Origin of the sequence: Afipia clevelandensis ATCC 49720 (assembly GCF_000336555.1) — a bacterium.
Lineage (GTDB): Bacteria > Pseudomonadota > Alphaproteobacteria > Rhizobiales > Xanthobacteraceae > Afipia > Afipia clevelandensis.
In genome coordinates, this window is record NZ_KB375281.1 from 1,580,812 (window position 1) to 1,599,477 (window position 18,666).

Genomic DNA, 18,666 nt, shown 5'->3' on the forward strand with positions numbered 1-18,666 from the left:
CGCCCGCCTGCACGATGCAGACGGGCGTTCAGATCTCGATCCTGCTTCAGATCAATACTTGTAGCGCAGCGGCTTCACGCGATGCCCGTAGTGACCATGATGACGGTGCATGTGCATGTGACGGGCGCGGTAATGCGCATGGCGATAGCCGCGATAGGCGTGGCGGCGGGCGAAGCGATAGCTGTAGACCGCCGGTCCCTGCACTGCCGCGCCGTCATAGTAATGGCTGGTGGCGTTGCCATACGGGCCGCCATCGAAGCCGTAACGGTAAGGCCGCCCGTAATAGCGCGAGCCGACCACGGCGCGCTCCTGATAGGTCGGCACCGGCGCGAAGGCGCCCGGACCCGTATAGGTCGGGCCCTGATTGACCCAGTAGTACTGCGGGCTGGCATAGCGCTGATAGGCGTCGGGCCGCGCCAGACGTTCGCGCACGCCGCAGCCGCCGTAACCATAGCCGCATCCGTAGTTGTAGGCATAATAGCCGTAGCTGCCGCATGGATCGGTCATCGCGCATGCCTGCGCGGGTGCCGCCGTAGCCATCGTCGCGGCAAACGCCACGCCCGCAATCAATCCTGCAATCGTCTGACGCATTACTCTCTCCTGTTAAACGCTTTTGTTTGGTCTCGTTATTGTTTCAGATCGGGCCGGAAACCATTCGGCCGGTAGCTCGGCTTGAAACCATTGGGCCGGTAGCCGTGGTCGCGCGGCGCTTCGATGATGGCCGGCGGATATTCGGGAACGTCATAGCGCTGCTGCGGCGCTGGCGGCGCGGACTGCGCCGACCACGAGCGCTGATAGCTTTCGGCTGGCTGCGGCAGCGCGCGATTCGCAGGCGGCTCGATCTCGAGGCGGCCATAGCCCGGCTGACGGCCCGCCGTCGGATAATAATGTCCGACCTCGCGCCCGGCGTAGCTGTCCCAGCCGCCATAGACACGCGGTGCATTCTTGAAATTTCTGGCAAGGCCCCACTCGCCCTCGACCACGGAATAGGAGACGTCGCGGCCATTGAGAATGACGGGCACACCAGCCCGGCCCGGGATCACGACCAGCGGACCCGTGTCGGCCAAAGCCGCCGCCGCCGTTCCGATCAGTATCGCCAGAGCCGTGATCGCACGCATGGATGATGCCTTTGTTGCGGCACCACTCTAGTCCTGCAGGCAATAACAGGGGTTAAAGGCGCGGCCCAATCGTCAGGTAAGCCTAACGCGCAAGCATGCCCACTCGTTCAATTGCGAACGATTTCAGAAAGATTCCGGGAAGTGAAAGGTTAACGGCGAGGCCCCCGCCTGGCGCTATTTGAGGAAATCCAGAATTCCCTCGATCATCAGGTAGCCGGACACGTAGGCAAGGGTGCCAACGGTCAGCAGCCCGAAGGTGAGCCATACCCAAAGCGGCATTGATTCCCGAGTCTGCATCGGCGTCTCCCGGTCGCCGTATACAAACGTGCGGTATCGTGCCCCACAAGGCCAACAAGTAAGCAGCCTGCTGATCTTCGCGCCGTTGGCAATGCAGCAAAAGGGGCGCGCGATCCGGATCACGGCCGCCTTGTCTGATCTCATGTCGATGGAAAAACTGGTGCCGGCGGAGAGGATTGAACTCCCGACCTTCGGTTTACAAAACCGCTGCACTACCGCTGTGCTACGCCGGCCTGCGGGAACAGCTATCAGCGCGGCCGCTCCGGGACAAGACCGGAAAGCGGCATGTTGTCCCCCGCCTCGGCGCGGATCTTCGGAGTCGCCGGTCTGGTTGTGCAGGCTTCGCGCAAGCTGCCCGGCAAGTCCGGTGGACAAGCCGAAACCGGCCAGCCCTCGATTTGCACTGCCGTGCAATCTGCGTCACCAATAGACGGTCCATCGGCACAGGAGATTTCGGATGGAGGAGCGCGGCGGGTTTCGCACGCACCACAAATACATGATCGCGGCGATCGGCGTGATCGCTGTCCTTGCCTTCCTCTACAACCTCGGGATTTTCGACGTCTGGACGGTGGAACAGGCCGCGAAATAACGCCTTGGCTGGCAAATAATTCCTGCAAAATCAGCCCTAAACACGCAAAATCGCCTGTGAATTGCGTGGACAAATCCCTTTGCCTCGGAACGGTCACGGTGCTGTCACCGTTCCCTACGCAGGTGAAACCCGAGTCAGGCAAATGGAACGAGGATGATCATGACTTTAGCCAAGCCGCATGATGACCGTTATGAAAATGCCCTTGATGACGTCATCGCGCAATGCGGCGGTGACACGCGCGGAGCGCTGATGGCGCTCCTCGTTGCAAACGAATATCTCGAAGCGCAGTTGAACAATCTTCATGCCGCGATCGAAAGCGGAGAGGTTCCGTTGCGCTCGGAAAAGACGGCGAACACAGTGCTCCACTGACGCGATGGTATTCGCGGCAGTTCCCGGAACATAAGCGAGCGGTTTGGGTTCTCCCGTTTCAATTGGTTGATTGAAAGGAGAATCTGATGATCAAGACATATGTGGCGACAGCTCTGCTCGGAACCGCTTTGGCCGGTGGTGCAGCCTTCGCACAAACTACAACGCCAGCTTCGCCCGCTGCAGCGCCTGCTGTGTCGGCTCCGGCGGATCAGGCCAGCCTGAAGGGCAATAACTGGCGCGCCTCGAAACTCGTCGGTCTTGCCGTCTACAACGACGCCAACGAGAAGCTCGGCGACATCAGCGAAATCCTCTTGGACAAGACCGGCAAGGTCAACGCTGTGGTGATCGGCGTCGGCGGATTCCTCGGCGTCGGTCAGCATGACATCGCGGTCGGCTTCGACAAATTAAAGTGGATGGATGAGCCGGTACGCTCGGCCTCGGCGGACAAGATGCCGGGCTCGTCGGGCACCGCGACCACGGCACGCCCGTCAACCACCACCGGCGCGGCTGGCAGCAGCATGTCGGCATCGACCAAGAATGAATGGTATCCGGATCACGCGGTGATGAGCGGCACCAAGGAGCAGCTCAAGGCCATGCCGGAATTCAAGTACACCGAGAGCAAGAAGTAACTCGGTCCGGTAACTGACTGGATAGGTCTCCTATCCATCACAGAGCGGCTGAATCGGTTTTCCGATTCGGCCGCTTTGCATTTGCAGTGCCACCCGCCTGGCCTGCTGAACAGCTCAAAGATAGGCGCTGAGGCACCATGCATTGAGCGTCGCTGCAACGGCCAGCGTGAAAACCAGAATCGTGTTCACGGCCAAATGCTCCCCAAAAGACTGTCTAAGAATCGTCTGGATCATGTTCGGATTTGACCGCCTGATCCCCCAAGAGTCTCGCGCTTTGTTTTTTGCAGGCCCTCTTGTCAGAAACGGCTTTCCGAGTCCGATTCTCTCCCGTTGGGCTCGCCGGTTGTGCGGCGCAGTGTTGTCTTGCGCCGATTAACACGCACAATGCCGCCCGCGCGGTCTCCCGCCAAGGCAATCATCAAGGCAATCATCACCGCCCGGCCGCGCCCAAAAACGACAATCAACGATTCAGCTCATTGAATCGATGTCCGGAGAAGAAACGAATGTCATCCAAATCGGCCGCGAAGAGTCCTGCAAAAAATCTGATGAGCGAATTTCCGCCCGCGCGGGAAAATCTTGTGACGCTCGCCAACTGGCGCACCCAGCCCTACAGCGACTGGAGCTTTCACAACGTGCGCCGCGTGCTGCCCACGGCGAATATCAAGGCGTCGAAGCATCCCGCGCCACTCGAAAGCGCGCTGACTGAACTCGGCCGCATTGGATTCGAGGGCAACAACGGGCCGACCATCCTGCGCGAGGCGCTGCGCACGACCAACACGAAGGGCTTTGTCGTCCTGCATCGCGGACGGCTTGCCGCAGAGTGGTACGCGGGCGGCATGGACGGCTTCACGCAGCACATCGTGTTCTCGGTCAGCAAGTCGATCTGCGGCGCGCTCGGCGGCATTCTCGCCGACAAGGGCTTTCTCAACCTGAACCGCCCGGTGACGGATTACGTGCCGGAAGTCTCGTCGTCGGTCTATGGCGGCTGCTCGGTGCGGCATCTGCTCGACATGTCGGTCGGCATCTCGTTCACCGAAGATTACGTCGATCCGGATGGCGACGTCGCGCGCTATCGCCGCGCGGTGGGCTGGGATGTGATCAAGCCCGGACAGGACGCGATGCAACTGCGCGACTACCTCGCCACGCAAAAGCCCGACGGCAAGCCCCACGGCCATACCTTCCACTACGTCTCGACCAACACCGACATGCTCGGCTGGGTCTATGAGCGCGCGGCAGGCCGCGCCCTCTCCGATCTGCTCGGCGAGTATCTCTGGACGCCGATGGGCGCGGAAAGCGACGCCTGTATCACCGTCGATGCGGAAGGCGCGATGCGCGCCGCGGGCGGCATCTGCGCCGCGCCGCGCGATCTCGCCCGTTTCGGCGAGATGATCCGGCAGCGCGGCGTCGCGGGTGGCAAGCAGGTGGTGCCCGGCTGGTGGATCGACGACATCAACGACAACGGCGATCCGGAAGCGTGGGCGCGCGGCGAATTCGCCGAGATGTTTCCGGATGCCGCCTATCGCAGCAAGTTCTACCAGATCGACCGCAAGCGGCGGACGCTGTGTTGCATCGGTATCCACGGCCAGTGGATCTATATCGATCCGATCAGCGAACTGGTGATCGTGCGCGTTGCGTCAGAGCCGATCCCGCTCGAGGTCGAGAACTATCGCGCCTGGCGGCGGGGCTTTGAAGCCATCGTCCGGCACTTCTCCTGAAGCGTCAGTTCATTGCGACCACGCCGGCATTCAGCGTGGTCGCATAGGCGACCCAGGCAAGATACGGCGCCAGCAGCAACGCTGCTGGCCTGTCCGCACGCGATGCCGAAACGATGGTCATCGCAATCGCAATCAGCAGCGCGATGATGATGACAAGCGCCGTGCGCGTGCCGTGCCAGCCGAAAAAGACCGGAGACCAAGCTGCGTTCAATGCAAGCTGGATGAAGAACCATGCGATTGCGGATGAGCGTGCCGGTGACGGCGCGGCGCGATCCCAGAGCCGCCACAGGCTGACCGCCATCAGAATGTAGAGGGTCGTCCATGCGATCGGGAAAACCACCGGCGGCGGCGTCCACCACGGTTTGGCAAGTCCGGCATACCAGACCGGAATCTCGGGCCGCGTCGCAATCGACTCGACGATGCCGACGCCAAGACAAAGCAGCAGACAGAGACCGAGGCGGCCGGCGGATTTCGCGGTCATGACACTCTTTCCGCCGGCGCTCACCGCGTCAGCTTTTCCAGTTCGGGAAATGGCGCATAGGTTGCGCCCGCGCACAACTCTGCCGCCTCTTCGACAATACGATCGAGCCGCCCGTCGATATACACGCCAGCGCGATCTTTCGCGCCGGGGTAGCGTCCACCCGGGCCGCGCGCATTGAAACGCACGCACACCACATAGCGCCGCCGGCCCCCGACGTCCTTCTGCATCGGCTCCGAAATGCCCGCCTCGCGCACACCCGACGGATCGTTCAAATAAGTCCGCAGCAAAGCAAGCAGCTCGGAGCGGTAATTCGCCGGATAGGGCTGGTTCTCGATGCCGCGGTCCGCCGTGTAGGACAGGCCGTCATTGCTGCCACCCGTCGAGAAGCATCCGCTCAATCCAAGCGCCAGCAAGAACACCGCTACGCGCGTTCCATATGTCACCAATTTGCAACGCATTCCGATGAAGTCCGCACCTGAGCCATGCCTCCGGGTTTCTTGCACATTGTGTCATTGACAAGGCAACCCTGCGCCGTTTGATTGCAACCACGGCACAGGTGCCAGCGCAAGCTGGCGAATAGGGAATTCGGTGCCGCCGCGCGATCCGCGCGGCCATTCCGAAGCTGCCCCCGCAACTGTCAGCGGTGAGCCGTTGTCCACAAGGCCACTGAGCAAAGGCTTTTCAGCCGCGCTTGGGAAGGCGGACAACGGCGGCGATCCGCGAGCCAGGAGACCTGCCTGTACCGGTCATCCTTCCGTCGCACGGGGCGTGCGAGGGGGCGGCCTTTCCGCAGCGGTGACGTGACGTAACTGTTGCGGAGGTTCGGCCGATGGCCAGATTCCTCAGTCAGGACGGAACGTTTGGGGGCAGCAATCTGTCGCCTTCCGTCATGGCCGCGCGATCACCGCGCCTCCGCGATCACATCATCTGCGGGGCACCATCGTGACTCTTTCTTCCAAATCTATCCTGCCAGCGGCAACGCTTCGACTTTCGTTCGCAGCGGCCTGCCTCGCAGGCACCGCACTTGTGAGCCCTGCGCTGGCGCAGGATGCCTTGCCGCAAATCAATGTCGATGCGACACGCCTGTCAGGCACCGGCGGAAATACAGGCAGCAATACGGGGGCTGCTGCGAACTCCATCGGCATCGTCGGCGCATCGACCACCATCATCACGTCGGAAGATATCGCGCGCGCGCCTGGTCAGACAATTCAGGACGTATTGGCGACTGTGCCGGGCGTTCAACTGCAGACTTTGTTCGGAAGCGTTAATGGCGCAGGCACGACCGTCGATCTGCGCGGCTTCGGTGCATTTGCGACAGCCAACACACTCATCCTGATCAATGGCCGGCGCATCAATGACGTCGATCTCGCTGGCGTCGATCTTTCGACAATTCCGCTTTATTCGATTGAACGCATCGAAGTAACGCGCGGCAACAGTGCCGCTGTTCTATACGGCGACAACGCTGTTGGTGGCGTCATCAATATTGTCACCAAAACCGGCGCTGGTGTCGGCAAGCCTATCGAAATGCGTGTCGAAGGCGGCGCGGGTTCGTATGGCACCCGTCAGGGTAGTACATCTTTTACGACCAACAATGGTCCCTGGTCGTCCGCAGCATTTGCAAACGTGTATAAATCCGACGGTTACCGCGTTAACAACGCAACTGATCAGCGTAATGCTGTAGGCGAGATTCGTTACACGACGACAGATTTCAGCGCATTTTTCAATTTGTCAGGTGATGACCAACACTTGGGCCTCCCCGGAGGTCGGACGGTCAATGCTTTCGTCAACGAACTTGCGACGGCAAGACGCGGCGCGGCTACACCGTTTGACTACGGTGATAAACAAGGGGCCAATGCAACCGCGGGCTTTACCAAGACGCTCTGGAACGGCGCTGAACTTATCGTCGACGGCGGCGTACGCAACAAGAACCAACAATCCGCTTTCCTCAGCCCGTTTTCCGAAAGCTACGTAGATAGCGTTTTAACGACATGGTCGATCACGCCTCGCCTTAGCATCAAGAATGACTTTTTCGGCCTTCGCTCGAACATCCTGACCGGCGTCGACTACTACGATGCCAAGTACGACTCGGATCGGCCGATGCTCAAGGGCTTGACTCCGATACACGTTTATAACCTCACGCAGCGCACGCTTGGCGGCTACTGGCAACAAACGTTAGGAGTTCTGCCCACAACCGATTTCTCTTACGGTGCGCGGGTTCAGAACACACAAGTCACCGCACGCGACCGATACGACCCCACTGCTCCCGCCCCGCTATTCTCTACGGGGGCACAGGACCTTCCGCTAAACAGCAATGAAACCCAATACGCATTGCATGTCGGTCTGGAGCACCGCTTCACCGAGAGCTTTGCGGTCTTCGGCAGAGCGGCTCGTGCATTCAGAACGCCGAACGTCGACGAGCGCGTTGGGGCCGGACCGCAATTCGATCAGAACTTCATTGCCATTCCCAGCAACTTCTCTTTGAAGACACAGACGTCATATGACGTCGAGGGCGGCTTCCGCATACGCGCTGGCCGCTTCCAGTTACAGACCAGCGTTTACGACATGCACCTGAAGAACGAGATCCATTTCAATCCGTTCCGCGGCTACAACCTTAACCTCGACCCGACGCATCGTTATGGTACTGAAACCAGCGTCTCGCTTGCCGTCACCGATACGTTGCGATTGCGCGGAAGCCTTGCATACACCCGCGCCGTATTCGAAGACGGTCCGTTCGCGGGGAATGACGTTCCACTCGTGTCGCCCATCAGCGGAACAGCGGGCTTTAGCTGGGATATCTGGCAGAAGTACGCGGTGCTTGATGCGAATGTCCGTTTCTGGGGCGTGCGGCGCATGGACAACGATCAGCGCAATAACCAGCCTACGATCCCCGCCAACGCGACGCTCGATCTGAAATTGAGCGGACAGTATGATCGCTTCTTCTGGTCGGTCGCAGTCAACAATTTGTTCGATACGCTTTATTATGACTATGCCATCGCAAGCCAGTTCACACTCGGCAACTATAGCGCATATCCCCTGCCGGGCCGTACCTACATGCTCAAAGCCGGCATGACCTTCTAATTTTAAAAACCGCCCCCCCCGAAAACAGCCCGGCCTGCATTCATCTTGCGACGAATGCAGGCCGTTCTTCTTTCCGTGAACCGTTTCGATGCGGGGGCTATGCAATAACGGCCGCGGAAATAGCCGTCGCGATCAGATGTGACGATGCTTCTTCACGATCACGACCTTGTGGCTGTGGCCGTAACGATGATGGTTCATCATGTGATGGCGGTGATGACGATGCTTTTTCACCACGATCACCTGCGCATGGGCCTTCGCAACCGAGGGCTTGACGATGACGGTCTTGGTCACCGGGCCGCGTCCGGTCTTGACGACGGTCGCCGCCATGGCGGGCGCGGCGAGCATCGAACCGGCGATCAGGGCGGCAGAAACGATCTTCAACATGAATCTCTCCTGTGTCATGCGATCGGGCGCTGGGCCGGTCGGTTGGCCGGTTTGCCGATCGTCGCAGTCAGGCTAGGCCTGCCGCGCTGAACTCAATCTGAAGCGGTTTCGGGGTTTCCGTTCATCTGCATGACACTTTGGTTATGTGCGGGAGGGCGCATCCCGGACTAATCGCCACCGGAATTATGACGGTAAAGCGCGGGAATGTTTGAACCTGGCGGGTGTTCAACACGTACAAAGGATATAGGATCACCTTTCCGGATCATTGGGAGGCTTTGGTATGAGCAACTTGACCATCAGGCAGATGTCTCTGGCGCTTCTTGTTTCGGCCTGCATTGCAGCGCCTTCGGTCGTTCAGGCCGCATCGTCCGATACGCCCTCGCCACCTCCGGCGTCCGACACCAAATCGCAGCCCAAGGACAAGAAAAAGGGCGAGAAGAAATCGTCGCTGGACAGCCCGGCCTTCCTGCAGGGTTATCGCAGCGCTTACGCCACCATCTATGAGCGTGGTGAATACGCCGCCGCGATCGACCAGCTCAAGGCGCTGGGTCAGGACGACCGCGCCGATGTCGCCAACCTGATCGGCTATTCCTATCGCAAGCTCGGCAACTACCAGCTCGCCAGCGTCTGGTATGAGCGTGCGCTGAAGGCCGACCCGAACCACGTTCGCACCTGGCAGTATTACGGCCTCTGGCAGGTTGAACAGGGCAACCGCGAGCAGGCCAGGCATCACCTGGCGAAGATCGAAGCTATCGCTGGCCGCGACAGCTCCGAATACCAATCGCTCGCCGCCGCCCTGACCACCGGCCGGACGTCCTACTGACCGGATCACGGTTAACCGGCGCGGTTAACCGGTGAATTCAGCCCCGCGAACAGGCCAATGGCCGCGCGGGGCTGTTTTGCGTGGCCGCTTCGCGCCTCGACAAGCCCCTGAAACCTCGTATAGACGAAACCCGCGCGCCGCCGCTTTCGGCGCGCCTTGAGGGCTGACATGACGACGCCAGGGAATCATCAAGGGAAATACGGGCGGATCGCCTTCGTGGCAGGTCCCAGCGCGGAAGCCCAGCAGGCCCTCGCCCAGTTCGTCGCGGCCTATGGCAACCATCCGTCCGACAAGGCCGATGTCGTCGTCGCGCTCGGCGGCGACGGCCTGATGCTGCAGACGCTGCACCGGCATATGCGCTCGGGCATTCCGATTTACGGCATGCACCGCGGCACCGTCGGATTTCTGATGAACGAGTTCAGCCCGCATGGACTGATCGAGCGGCTGGACGCCGCGAAGGTCACGGTCATCAATCCGCTGCTGATGCGCGCCACCGACATTCACGGCAAGGTGCACATTCATCACGCCATCAACGAGGTCTCGCTGTTCCGGCAGACCCATCAGGCCGCGCGGCTGCGCATCCTCGTCGATGAGCACGAGCGCATGGCCGAATTGATCGCCGATGGAATCATGGTGGCCACCCCTGCGGGCTCGACCGCCTATAATCTGTCGGCGCAAGGCCCGATCCTGCCGATCAATGCCGCCCTGTTCGCGCTGACGCCGATCAGCCCGTTCCGCCCGCGCCGCTGGCGCGGCGCGCTGCTGCCGAACACAGCCTTCGTGGTTTTTGAGGTTCTGGAATCCGACAAGCGCCCCGTCGCCGCCGTCGCCGATCACGACGAGGCGCGCGATGTGCAGCGGGTCGAGATCATCGCGGACAAGACCATCTCGATCCGTATGCTGTTCGACCCCGGCCACAGCCTCGAAGAGCGGATTCTCAGCGAACAGTTCGGGTTCTAACCCCTTCCCGGATACCGCCGCCCAGCCGGCTTGGATAACCATTCGTTAAGCGCGCCTGCATATAGTTAATGCGAGGTGTACCCTGCTCCAGGGTCCGCCATCTCGGGCTGCGCATGGTCATCATCGACTTCAACAAGCTGCGGTTTCTGGTGTGCGACGACAACGCGCACATGCGGCGCATTCTGCGCACGCTGCTGCATTCGTTCGGCGCGCGTGAAGTCTATGAAGCGGAAGACGGCGCGACCGCGCTCGAAATGTATTCCCATTATGTGCCGGACATCGTCATCACCGACTGGTCGATGCCGATTTTCGACGGACTTGAACTGGCGCAGATGATCCGGCAGCCGGACGGCGTGGGCAATCCCTACGCGCCGATCATCATGCTCACCGGCCATTCGGAAAAGCGCCGTGTCATGGTGGCGCGCGATGCCGGCGTCACCGAATTCCTGGCCAAGCCGATTTCAGCCAAGGGGCTGTATCAGCGCATCCTCACCGTCGTGGCCAATCCACGGCCCTTCATCAAGACCAAGCATTACTTCGGACCCGATCGCCGCCGCAACGCCAACGCCGCCTATATCGGCGTCGAGCGCCGCAATGGCGGACGCGCCGAAGTGATGCAGCAGCCATCGCTGCTCGATAAAGTCCGTTCCGGAAACTAGGAAAAGAAATGGCTCCGCGCAAACCGCCCGTCGACATCAAGGTCGAGACCTTCGCGGACCATCAGGTCATCTCGCAGCCCAACCCGCTGCGCAAGGTGGTGCGGTATGCCGAGGAGAACGAGGTGGACGATCCGGTCGCGCGCGCCGAAAAGGCGCTGGCGGGCCTGTCCGGCGAATTCGACGACTGGATGCGGATCGAATGCGACCGGCTCACCAACGCGCATGCAGCGATGCAGCGTGACGGGCTGAACGCCGAAAACCGCGAGGAATTGTTCCGCGCCGCCCATGACATCAAGGGCGACGCCGCCACATTCGGTTATCCCACTGCTGCGGCCGCCGCCGAAAGCCTGTGCCGGATCATCGAGCACGCACCGGATCTCGCACAGGTGCCGGGCGACCTCATCCTGCATCATGTCAACGCGATCCAGGCCATCTATCGCGAGCAGTCGCGGATTGAAGCCGTCGGCATGGCGGACGAACTGAGCAGGAAGCTGCGCGGCGTGGCCGACGAGTATCTGATCCACGTCAACCGCGACCGCCCCGAACATCTCGAAGCGATCATGTCGCCGAGCATCGTCCCGGAAGGCTGAACTCCCCCGGCGCTATCCCGGCTGAGGCCGGACTGATCTCGTACAATAGCCGTCAGATTTCGGCTGTCGTGATAGGACTACGCCGCGATCCGCCGCTCGTAGTAATGATTGCGATCAAAGCGGTCGTACCCGTCAAACCGATCCATCGCCGCATCGACATAGGTCTGCACGGATACATCGTCGCGCTGAGAATAATCTGCCAGCGCATCGTCATTATAGAGCGGAGCGGAATTCACCACCGCATAAGCATCGTGCGTCGTGTATTCATCCGCAGCATCATCGTTGATGTAGCGGGCGGTTTCGACACTGTCGCGATACTGAGGATGCGTTGCATAAGCATCGTAAGTGTCTTCGGTGTCGTAAGTATCGTCGATCTCTGACGTCCCGTAAGCATCGTCGGCGTCGTACGCTTCGACCGCATTGCCAGCCCGATAGGCCTCGTAGCCGCCCGCCTCTTCCACGGCCTGCGCGCTCAGCGCTCCGACAAAGTCATCCGCGGCCAGATCGTCGCAGAACAGGCGCGCTTCTTCCCGCGCCGATTCCGTCGCAAAGCGGCGCAGCAGCAGCAACAGCGGCTCCGCAACCGTCTCCGAGGTTTCGCACTGGGTCAGCACGCGCTCGACCATGCGGCGGCGAAGGCGGGCCGCGCCGCCCACCGTTCCGATGAAGCCGATCTCGCTGGAGGCTTCCAGCGCGACGCGGAAGGCGCGATGGGTGGACACCGGCAGTCCTGCTTTCGCGAGCAGCGCGTTCAACCCGGCGCCGCCGCGATCGTGCACGATGGCCGCGACGCGGCTGCCCGGAAGTCCTGACAGATCAGCCAGCGCCGCCTCGAACAGTTCGATATTGCCCGACAGCAAAGCGCGCAGGATCAATCCCGTGTTTAACTGGCCGATGGACCGCAAATGGCTGACAAGCGTGGCCAGATCGCTGCCCCGGGTCTGCGCGGCGACGTTGACCGTGGAGCGCTCCATCGCTTCGTCGGCAATGCGGCGGGCGCGGTCCGGCGCAAGCCAGTCACGCGCGGTCACCATTTTCGTCAGCGTATCGGACAGCTTCTGCGCAAGTCCCAGACGCACCGGAGCCGGCAGATCGTCCATGGTCAGCAACGCTTCGCGAATGGCGGCCAGATGCCCGTGACGTTCAGCGATGCGCGCCACGGAAAACGGCGCGAGCTGCGCGGCGCGGTTTTCGAGAAGTTCAAGCGTGGATGCGGGACAGCCGACTTCCGCAATCGCCGCGCAGATCGACGGCGGCAGATCGAAACGGCGTGCGATGGCGCACTGGGTTTCGGAATTTCCGGTGGCGACAATGTCCACCAGATCGGAATCCAGCAATAGCGGCGAATGTTCGAGAATGGGGATCGCGACGGACGCCTGATCGACCGCAAGCGCGGCGATGATCGCAGGCGGCGCATCCATCGCGTGTGCGAAGACTTCGGACATCGCCTGCCGCACCAGCGGCGAGGCATCGTCAAGGAGCATCAGCAGCGCACCCTCGGCGGCTGCGCGATCATCCTCGGACAAGTCCGACTGAAGCCAGGCGCGCGCCAGACATCGCGTCGCCTCTGCACGCTCCCCTGCGGGAGCAGTCCGAACCCAGGTAATAAACTGCCGAACGATCATGGGTGTTCCGGCTTACGCAACATGCCAAGGCACCGCGACGCGACGCCACTGTCAGAAACCGTAAACCATGACACTTAAGAAAACGTTCACCATAAACGGCTGCGTTTGTTGAGGTTTCATTAACCGGCGGCCACGCGCCGGATCAGTTCGGCAATGGCTGCGCGATACGCCTGAGCATCTTCGCCCGCATCAATCGCAAGAGCCGCGCGGTCGAACGCGGCCGACAGCAAATCGGCGAAAGCGGCAAGCGGAAGCTCGCGGACATTGATCGCGGCCTCCAGCCCCTCGCGCAATGTGCGCGTGGCATTCTCGTCATCGAGTTTCTTCATCTCCGCAAGACCGAGAACGGACGGACCTTCGATCAGCAGCAGGCGCGTGCGGCCCTTCACGCGCATCGCGTCGAGATAGGCCATGCTGCCTTTCAGCAGCGCCTCGAGAGGCTGCAATCCGTCGGGCGTTTCCTGTTCGATTGCGGCGGCGACGGCGAGTGCCTCCTCCGTCACAACGGCCCGGAACAGCGCCCGCTTGTCCTCGAAATGATGATAGAGCGCGCCGCGCGTGATGCCTGCGGCGGCGACGATTTCGGGGGTCGAAGTGTCCGCGTAGCCCTTGTTCACGAACAGCACCCTCGCCGCCTGCATCAGGGCGGCACGGGTCTTTTCCGTCCGGTCGCGATTGGAGCGCGGCACATCCTTCGGTTCAACGCCTTGCATACATACAGCCTGTATGTTATTTACCAAGAAACATACAGACTGTATGTTAATTTGCAAGGGATGACCACCATGAAAATCACCAGCTACTACCCCGTCATCATGACCGGCGCCGTCGCCGCCACAGCGGATTTCTACACGGCGCATTTCGGCTTCGAGCAGACCTTCAGCAGCGACTGGTACGTTCACCTGCGGTCGAAAGCCGATCCCTCGGTCAATCTGGCGGTCCTCGACGGCAGCCATGAAACGATCCCCGAGGTAGGGCGTGGCAGGGTCTCCGGTCTGCTGCTGAACTTCGAGGTCGAAGATCCCGATGCGTTGTACGCGAAAGCGCAGGCCGCAGGCCTCCCCATCCTGATCCCGCTCCGCGACGAGACCTTCGGCCAGCGCCACTTCATCACGTCGGACCCCAATGGCGTGCTGATCGACGTGATCAAGCCGATTCCGCCGAGCGCGGAATTCGCGGAACTTTACGCGAAGGATGCGCTGCCGACCTGAGTCGGATCAACGGCCTGCGAGTCGGAATTGAATCAGATCCTCAGCCCTGAAACGCACTCCAGAACATCGACAGGCCCGCGACCAGCATCAAGGCTTCCATCAGATGATGGAAGCCTGCCGCGTTGATGCGCATTACGACACGCTTGGCGATGAATGCGCCCGCGAACAGCGATGACCCGGCAATCAGTCCCTTGAAAATGATGTCGGGCGGCAAGGCGTCGAGGCGCTGAAACGTGATCGCCTTGCTGATGTAGACGGCGAGCGACACCGCCGCTTCGGTTCCCAGCAGCGGTCCTCTGATGAGGCCGTAGGAGACGAAGATCGGGACCGTCATCGGCCCGGTCGAAGCCACGATGCCGGTGAGATAGCCCATCGCCGCCCCGATGATCGCGAGCGACCACAGCGGCAGCGTGAACTGGCGCGCATGCATCCAGCGGCGGAACGGAATCATCAGGATGAAAAACACGCCGATGGCAATATCGACGAAGCGGGAAGGCAGCGCGAGCAGCGTCCCCGCGCCAAGAGCCGCGGCCGGAATACCGGGAAGCGCATAAACCACCACGGCACGCCAGTCGATGTCGCGCCACCAGGCAAGGATGCGCGCCATGTTCGCCATGATCGCGGCGATGGCCATGATCGGCACCGCCTGCTTCGGCCCGAACGAATAGGCCAGCACCGGCAGCAGCATGATCGACGTGCCGGTCCCGACAATGCCGCCGAGAACACCGGCAATCAGGCCGACCATGAGGATGAAGGCGTAAATCAAGGGACAGGTCCGGCGATGAGATCGCCGAGGCTATGTCAACCGGCCGCGAGTCGCCTACCGCGATCTTCAGTTTGCCGGAAACGGCGCGTGGGCGGTTACCCGCTGAACACGCCGGTCGAATCGCTGAACAGGCCGAGGCCCTGCGGCGCGTCCGACTTGCCTGTGTTGCCCGCCGGCAGCGGGTTGGTGAGCGCGGTGTTGTTGCCCCACAGTTCACGCACGGCGCTCGACACCGGCTCGGGGCGGTCGCCGGTCTGATAGAGCGAACGGAACACCGGCTGCGCTGGCGTTTGCAGCGAAGCGACCTGGCTCGTCGCCTCGGTCGGCGTGCGGACCTGCGGGAAACTTGAAAGATAGGCGGCGTTATCGACTGGCGCCGATGCACTCGTCATGCGCGACACCGGCGTCACCCCCGCCGCAGCCATGGCGGTGCGTGCGGTCGGGGAATTCGCCGCCGCTTCATAGCGCGAGGTCAGCACCGAATAGACCTGCGAGACGCTGCGCGCGCTGCCGTCACGGTTGTAGAAGATCGAGCGGTTGGCGGCGGCGGCGCTCGGAAACATCGCCGGCCCCGACAAGCCGGGGCTGTCCTCCGCCTTGGTAATCAGCTTGGACGCGCCGCTGACGCCCATGAAATGCGCCATATAAAGTTCGCTGTCGGTCGGACGGCGGCCGATCATGCCGGTCAGCTTGAAGCTGTTGGATTGAGTCAGCACGCCGGCCATGGCGGCGTTCAGGGCGGGGTCGTCACGCAGCTTGAGGATTTCCTCGCGCGTACTTGAATCCGCAACCGAATAACGGCCCGAGTCAGATTTCGTGATCGCATCGGCATACTTGCCGTAGCCAAAGGCGTTGCCCGCCTCTTTCACAGTGCCGAGCCAGGTCTGCTCGATGAACTGATAAAGCCCGCGCGCAGAGGACGTGGACGCCTGTGCCTTGGGATTGAGGTTGGATTCGATCTTCGCGGCCGAGATCAGGTACTCGAAGCTCGCGCCGGTTGCGCTGGCGGCATTCTTGATCGCGCCCGCGATCTGCGCGCGCGCGGACTCCAGCCCCGAACCGATGGTGGTTGAATCGACAGCCATGATGGTGCCCGCTCCCCAGGAACCAAACCCAGCGTGCCGCAGTTATGGTTAACGAACGGTTAATTTCGCCGATCGACGCAGATTCGCTCCTGGCGTGTGGGTGCCATGCAGTCCCTACATGTCCCTCGGTCCGCACTTTGCATTGTCTCAAACATGATCAACGCACTCAGCATACCCGACGCGACATGGGCTTTTCTGGGATTGATCGCCAGCCTGCTGGTTACCTCGACCGCTCTGTTCTGGAGCATCGAGGATCAGCGCGCCAAGCGGCGAATTCCAAAGAAGTAAGGCCGGCCTCGCCTAGCGATAGACCTTGGCGGGATCGAACACCTTGTCAGCGTCCACGAAGTTCAGCTTCGTCTCGCCGTCCGCCCCGGTGACGGCGCGGTAGAAGCATGAGCGCCGTCCCGTGTGGCAGGCCGCGCCCGCCTGCTCCACGCGAATCCACACCGCGTCCTGATCGCAGTCCATCCGCAGCTCGATCACGCGCTGGGTGTGGCCCGAGCTTTCGCCCTTCTTCCAGAGCTTCTTGCGCGAACGGCTGTAATACCACGCCTCGCCTGTCGCGATGGTCTTGCGCAGCGCCTCGTCGTTCATGTGCGCGACCATCAGCACATCGCCCGATGTCGCATCGGTGGCAACGCAGGTCACAAGACCGGACGCATCGAATTTGGGCTGGAACTCCAGCCCTTCCTCGCGGTCGTGATCGTGGGTCGAAGAAGGAACAGACACGTTTGTCTCTCTCGTCATTGCGAGCCAACGGGTCCGCGCAAAGCGCGGCCCGATGATAAACTCCGCGAAGCAATCCACGCTTGGAAGACAGAAAGAGCTGGATTGCTTGGTCGCTTGCGCTCCTCGCAATGACGAAGAAAACAGCTCAGGCGAGCCTTATACGCCACGGACCATATTGAGGAAACGGGCCTGCTCTTCCGGATTGTCCTGGAAAATCCCGGTGAAGCGGCTCGTGAGGGTCAGCGCGCCCTTCTTGGCGATGCCGCGCACCGACATGCAGGTGTGCTCGGCTTCCATCACCACCGCCACGCCGCGCGGCTTGAGGATGGCGTTGATCGCACCGGCCACCTGCGCGGTGAGATGCTCCTGTGTCTGCAGGCGATGGGCGAAGGCATCGACCAGACGCGCCAGCTTCGACAGGCCCACCACGCGATCCACCGGCGCGTAGGCAATGTGCGCCTTGCCATAGAACGGCATGACGTGATGCTCGCAATGGGAATGGAAGCTGATGTCGCGCATCAGCACGAAATCGTCGTAACCGGCGGTCTCGCCAAAGGTGCGGTCGAGGATTTCAGCCGGGCACTGGGCATAGCCCTGAAACAGTTCGTCATAGGCTTCGACCATGCGGCGCGGCGTGTCCAGCAGGCCTTCGCGATTGGTGTTTTCGCCGATGTAAGCCAGCAGGGTCTTCGCCGCCGCCTCGGCTTCGGCGCGGGACGGACGGACGATGCCCGGATCAATAGCGGAGGCCATGTAATCGGAGGCCGGGATTTCGGATTTGTCCGCCGGCTTGCCACTGCGGATCGGCTTGATGATCGCGTCCATTTCGTCTCCGTTCGACCGGCCCTGCGTCTAGAATGGAGGGCCGGAGTGTCACCGGTCAGCCGCAGCCGCCCTGTCGATGGGCCGCCGGACGCCTTCCGCATATGATCGCAGCAAACCAGGGGAAATACCGTCTATATTTCCCTGCATCGCTGGAATGCAGGCGGTTTATTCCTGCATTCAAGCCATTATATAGGCTGTGGACCCTGACCGCCAAGGGCAAGGGTCTTATGCAAGGGCCAATTCGACCGCCATGCTGAACGACATTTACAACCAGAAAATCATCGAGTTGGCGGGGAATATTCCGCGTCTGGGGCGCCTTCCCGATCCCGACGCCTCCGCCACGGCCCATTCCAAGCTGTGCGGCTCCACCGTGAAAATCGACCTCAAGATGCAGGACGGCGTGGTCAGCGACTTCGCCCATGACGTGAAGGCCTGTGCGCTCGGCCAGGCCTCCTCCTCCATCATGGCCCGCCATGTGATCGGCTCCAACGCCACCGAACTGCGCGAGCTGCGCGAAACCGTGCGCAGGATGCTGAAGGAAAACGGTGCGCCGCCGGAAGGCAAATGGGCGGATGTCGCTCTGCTCGAGCCGGTGCGGGACTACAAGGCGCGCCACGCCTCGACGATGCTGACCTTCGATGCCGTGGTGGATGCGATCGGCCAGATCGAGGCAAAGGCTGCGGCTCCCGCCCAAGCCTGAGCTATTTAGCTACTTGCGCTCTGCGGCGGCAGG

Annotated in this window: 24 protein-coding genes, 1 tRNA gene and 1 riboswitch; of the genes, 12 read left to right on the top strand and 13 right to left on the bottom strand. The window is 61.5% G+C overall.

The genetic code is table 11. From position 1 onward, the window contains the following. Window positions 1-51: 51 nt before the first annotated feature. From HMPREF9696_RS07370 to HMPREF9696_RS07385, 4 genes are all read right to left on the bottom strand, one after another. Window positions 52-591 (bottom strand): hypothetical protein, encoded by a 540-nt coding sequence (locus HMPREF9696_RS07370; RefSeq protein ID WP_002712344.1) that lies wholly within the window; start codon window positions 589-591, stop codon window positions 52-54. Between the two features lie 35 nt (window positions 592-626). After that, on the bottom strand, window positions 627-1,118 hold the full coding sequence (locus HMPREF9696_RS07375) for a hypothetical protein (RefSeq protein ID WP_002712345.1): 492 nt from the start codon (window positions 1,116-1,118) through the stop codon (window positions 627-629). Window positions 1,119-1,292: 174 nt separating this feature from the next. After that, window positions 1,293-1,415, bottom strand: a complete 123-nt coding sequence (locus HMPREF9696_RS22115; protein WP_002712346.1) for a hypothetical protein — start codon at window positions 1,413-1,415, stop codon at window positions 1,293-1,295. Window positions 1,416-1,573: 158 nt separating this feature from the next. Next, window positions 1,574-1,648: transfer RNA gene (locus tag HMPREF9696_RS07385), tRNA-Thr, on the bottom strand. Between the two features lie 224 nt (window positions 1,649-1,872). Between HMPREF9696_RS07385 and HMPREF9696_RS22120 the strand changes: the two genes are divergently transcribed. The 4 genes from HMPREF9696_RS22120 (at window position 1,873) to HMPREF9696_RS07400 (ending at window position 4,717) form a co-directional block, all read left to right on the top strand. Beyond that, window positions 1,873-2,004: a hypothetical protein gene (locus HMPREF9696_RS22120; protein WP_002712347.1), complete on the top strand. Its 132-nt coding sequence runs from the start codon at window positions 1,873-1,875 to the stop codon at window positions 2,002-2,004. A gap of 159 nt (window positions 2,005-2,163) precedes the next feature. After that, entirely contained in the window at window positions 2,164-2,373 is a 210-nt protein-coding gene (locus HMPREF9696_RS21920) for a hypothetical protein (protein WP_002712348.1), read from the top strand. 86 nt (window positions 2,374-2,459) lie between these two features. After that, window positions 2,460-3,002: a PRC-barrel domain-containing protein gene (locus HMPREF9696_RS07395; RefSeq protein ID WP_002712349.1), complete on the top strand. Its 543-nt coding sequence runs from the start codon at window positions 2,460-2,462 to the stop codon at window positions 3,000-3,002. A 503-nt stretch (window positions 3,003-3,505) separates the two neighbouring features. Then, the gene (locus HMPREF9696_RS07400) at window positions 3,506-4,717 is read left to right on the top strand and encodes a serine hydrolase domain-containing protein (RefSeq protein WP_002712350.1); all 1,212 of its coding nucleotides are present in this window, start codon (window positions 3,506-3,508) and stop codon (window positions 4,715-4,717) included. Window positions 4,718-4,721: 4 nt separating this feature from the next. Here the strand turns inward: HMPREF9696_RS07400 and HMPREF9696_RS07405 are convergent, their stop codons facing one another. Further along, window positions 4,722-5,198, bottom strand: a complete 477-nt coding sequence (locus HMPREF9696_RS07405) for a TspO/MBR family protein (protein ID WP_002712351.1) — start codon at window positions 5,196-5,198, stop codon at window positions 4,722-4,724. 20 nt (window positions 5,199-5,218) lie between these two features. Then, a complete protein-coding gene (locus HMPREF9696_RS07410; protein ID WP_002712352.1) occupies window positions 5,219-5,656 on the bottom strand; it encodes a hypothetical protein in 438 nt (145 codons plus the stop codon). Window positions 5,657-5,735: 79 nt separating this feature from the next. Next, window positions 5,736-5,953, top strand: a riboswitch (cobalamin riboswitch). Window positions 5,954-6,224: 271 nt separating this feature from the next. On the opposite strand from HMPREF9696_RS07410, the gene HMPREF9696_RS07415 reads away from it, so the two are divergent. Beyond that, complete coding sequence (locus tag HMPREF9696_RS07415; RefSeq protein WP_002712353.1) at window positions 6,225-8,276, top strand: TonB-dependent receptor; 2,052 nt, start codon at window positions 6,225-6,227, stop codon at window positions 8,274-8,276. Window positions 8,277-8,408: 132 nt separating this feature from the next. Here HMPREF9696_RS07415 and HMPREF9696_RS07420 read toward each other — a convergent pair whose 3' ends face one another. Beyond that, window positions 8,409-8,660: a His-rich protein BRANT gene (locus HMPREF9696_RS07420; RefSeq protein WP_002712354.1), complete on the bottom strand. Its 252-nt coding sequence runs from the start codon at window positions 8,658-8,660 to the stop codon at window positions 8,409-8,411. 280 nt (window positions 8,661-8,940) lie between these two features. On the opposite strand from HMPREF9696_RS07420, the gene HMPREF9696_RS07425 reads away from it, so the two are divergent. The 4 genes from HMPREF9696_RS07425 (at window position 8,941) to HMPREF9696_RS07440 (ending at window position 11,692) form a co-directional block, all read left to right on the top strand. Beyond that, window positions 8,941-9,483 (top strand): tetratricopeptide repeat protein, encoded by a 543-nt coding sequence (locus tag HMPREF9696_RS07425; RefSeq protein WP_002712355.1) that lies wholly within the window; start codon window positions 8,941-8,943, stop codon window positions 9,481-9,483. A 168-nt stretch (window positions 9,484-9,651) separates the two neighbouring features. After that, window positions 9,652-10,443 (top strand): NAD kinase, encoded by a 792-nt coding sequence (locus tag HMPREF9696_RS07430; protein ID WP_002712356.1) that lies wholly within the window; start codon window positions 9,652-9,654, stop codon window positions 10,441-10,443. A gap of 113 nt (window positions 10,444-10,556) precedes the next feature. Beyond that, the gene (locus HMPREF9696_RS07435; protein ID WP_002712357.1) at window positions 10,557-11,102 is read left to right on the top strand and encodes a response regulator; all 546 of its coding nucleotides are present in this window, start codon (window positions 10,557-10,559) and stop codon (window positions 11,100-11,102) included. Window positions 11,103-11,110: 8 nt separating this feature from the next. After that, window positions 11,111-11,692, top strand: a complete 582-nt coding sequence (locus HMPREF9696_RS07440) for an Hpt domain-containing protein (protein WP_002712358.1) — start codon at window positions 11,111-11,113, stop codon at window positions 11,690-11,692. 77 nt (window positions 11,693-11,769) lie between these two features. Here HMPREF9696_RS07440 and HMPREF9696_RS07445 read toward each other — a convergent pair whose 3' ends face one another. Then, window positions 11,770-13,317 (bottom strand): DUF2336 domain-containing protein, encoded by a 1,548-nt coding sequence (locus HMPREF9696_RS07445; RefSeq protein ID WP_002712359.1) that lies wholly within the window; start codon window positions 13,315-13,317, stop codon window positions 11,770-11,772. Between the two features lie 119 nt (window positions 13,318-13,436). Further along, on the bottom strand, window positions 13,437-14,030 hold the full coding sequence (locus HMPREF9696_RS07450) for a TetR/AcrR family transcriptional regulator (RefSeq protein ID WP_002712360.1): 594 nt from the start codon (window positions 14,028-14,030) through the stop codon (window positions 13,437-13,439). A gap of 69 nt (window positions 14,031-14,099) precedes the next feature. Here HMPREF9696_RS07450 and HMPREF9696_RS07455 point away from each other — a divergent pair, with 69 nt between their 5' ends. Further along, a complete protein-coding gene (locus HMPREF9696_RS07455; protein ID WP_002712361.1) occupies window positions 14,100-14,525 on the top strand; it encodes a VOC family protein in 426 nt (141 codons plus the stop codon). Window positions 14,526-14,565: 40 nt separating this feature from the next. On the opposite strand, the gene HMPREF9696_RS07460 is transcribed toward HMPREF9696_RS07455, so the two are convergent. Both HMPREF9696_RS07460 and HMPREF9696_RS07465 read right to left on the bottom strand, forming a co-directional pair. Next, window positions 14,566-15,291: a sulfite exporter TauE/SafE family protein gene (locus HMPREF9696_RS07460; protein WP_002712362.1), complete on the bottom strand. Its 726-nt coding sequence runs from the start codon at window positions 15,289-15,291 to the stop codon at window positions 14,566-14,568. 95 nt (window positions 15,292-15,386) lie between these two features. Continuing rightward, the gene (locus HMPREF9696_RS07465) at window positions 15,387-16,376 is read right to left on the bottom strand and encodes a hypothetical protein (RefSeq protein WP_002712363.1); all 990 of its coding nucleotides are present in this window, start codon (window positions 16,374-16,376) and stop codon (window positions 15,387-15,389) included. Window positions 16,377-16,529: 153 nt separating this feature from the next. Between HMPREF9696_RS07465 and HMPREF9696_RS22125 the strand changes: the two genes are divergently transcribed. After that, entirely contained in the window at window positions 16,530-16,664 is a 135-nt protein-coding gene (locus HMPREF9696_RS22125) for a hypothetical protein (RefSeq protein WP_009736816.1), read from the top strand. 12 nt (window positions 16,665-16,676) lie between these two features. Here HMPREF9696_RS22125 and hisI read toward each other — a convergent pair whose 3' ends face one another. Both hisI and folE read right to left on the bottom strand, forming a co-directional pair. Then, entirely contained in the window at window positions 16,677-17,126 is a 450-nt protein-coding gene (hisI, locus tag HMPREF9696_RS07470; protein WP_040301878.1) for a phosphoribosyl-AMP cyclohydrolase, read from the bottom strand. A 138-nt stretch (window positions 17,127-17,264) separates the two neighbouring features. Further along, complete coding sequence (folE, locus tag HMPREF9696_RS07475) at window positions 17,265-17,933, bottom strand: GTP cyclohydrolase I FolE (RefSeq protein ID WP_002712365.1); 669 nt, start codon at window positions 17,931-17,933, stop codon at window positions 17,265-17,267. Between the two features lie 250 nt (window positions 17,934-18,183). On the opposite strand from folE, the gene HMPREF9696_RS07480 reads away from it, so the two are divergent. Then, a complete protein-coding gene (locus tag HMPREF9696_RS07480) occupies window positions 18,184-18,633 on the top strand; it encodes an iron-sulfur cluster assembly scaffold protein (RefSeq protein WP_002712366.1) in 450 nt (149 codons plus the stop codon). The last annotated feature ends 33 nt before the right edge of the window (window positions 18,634-18,666 follow it).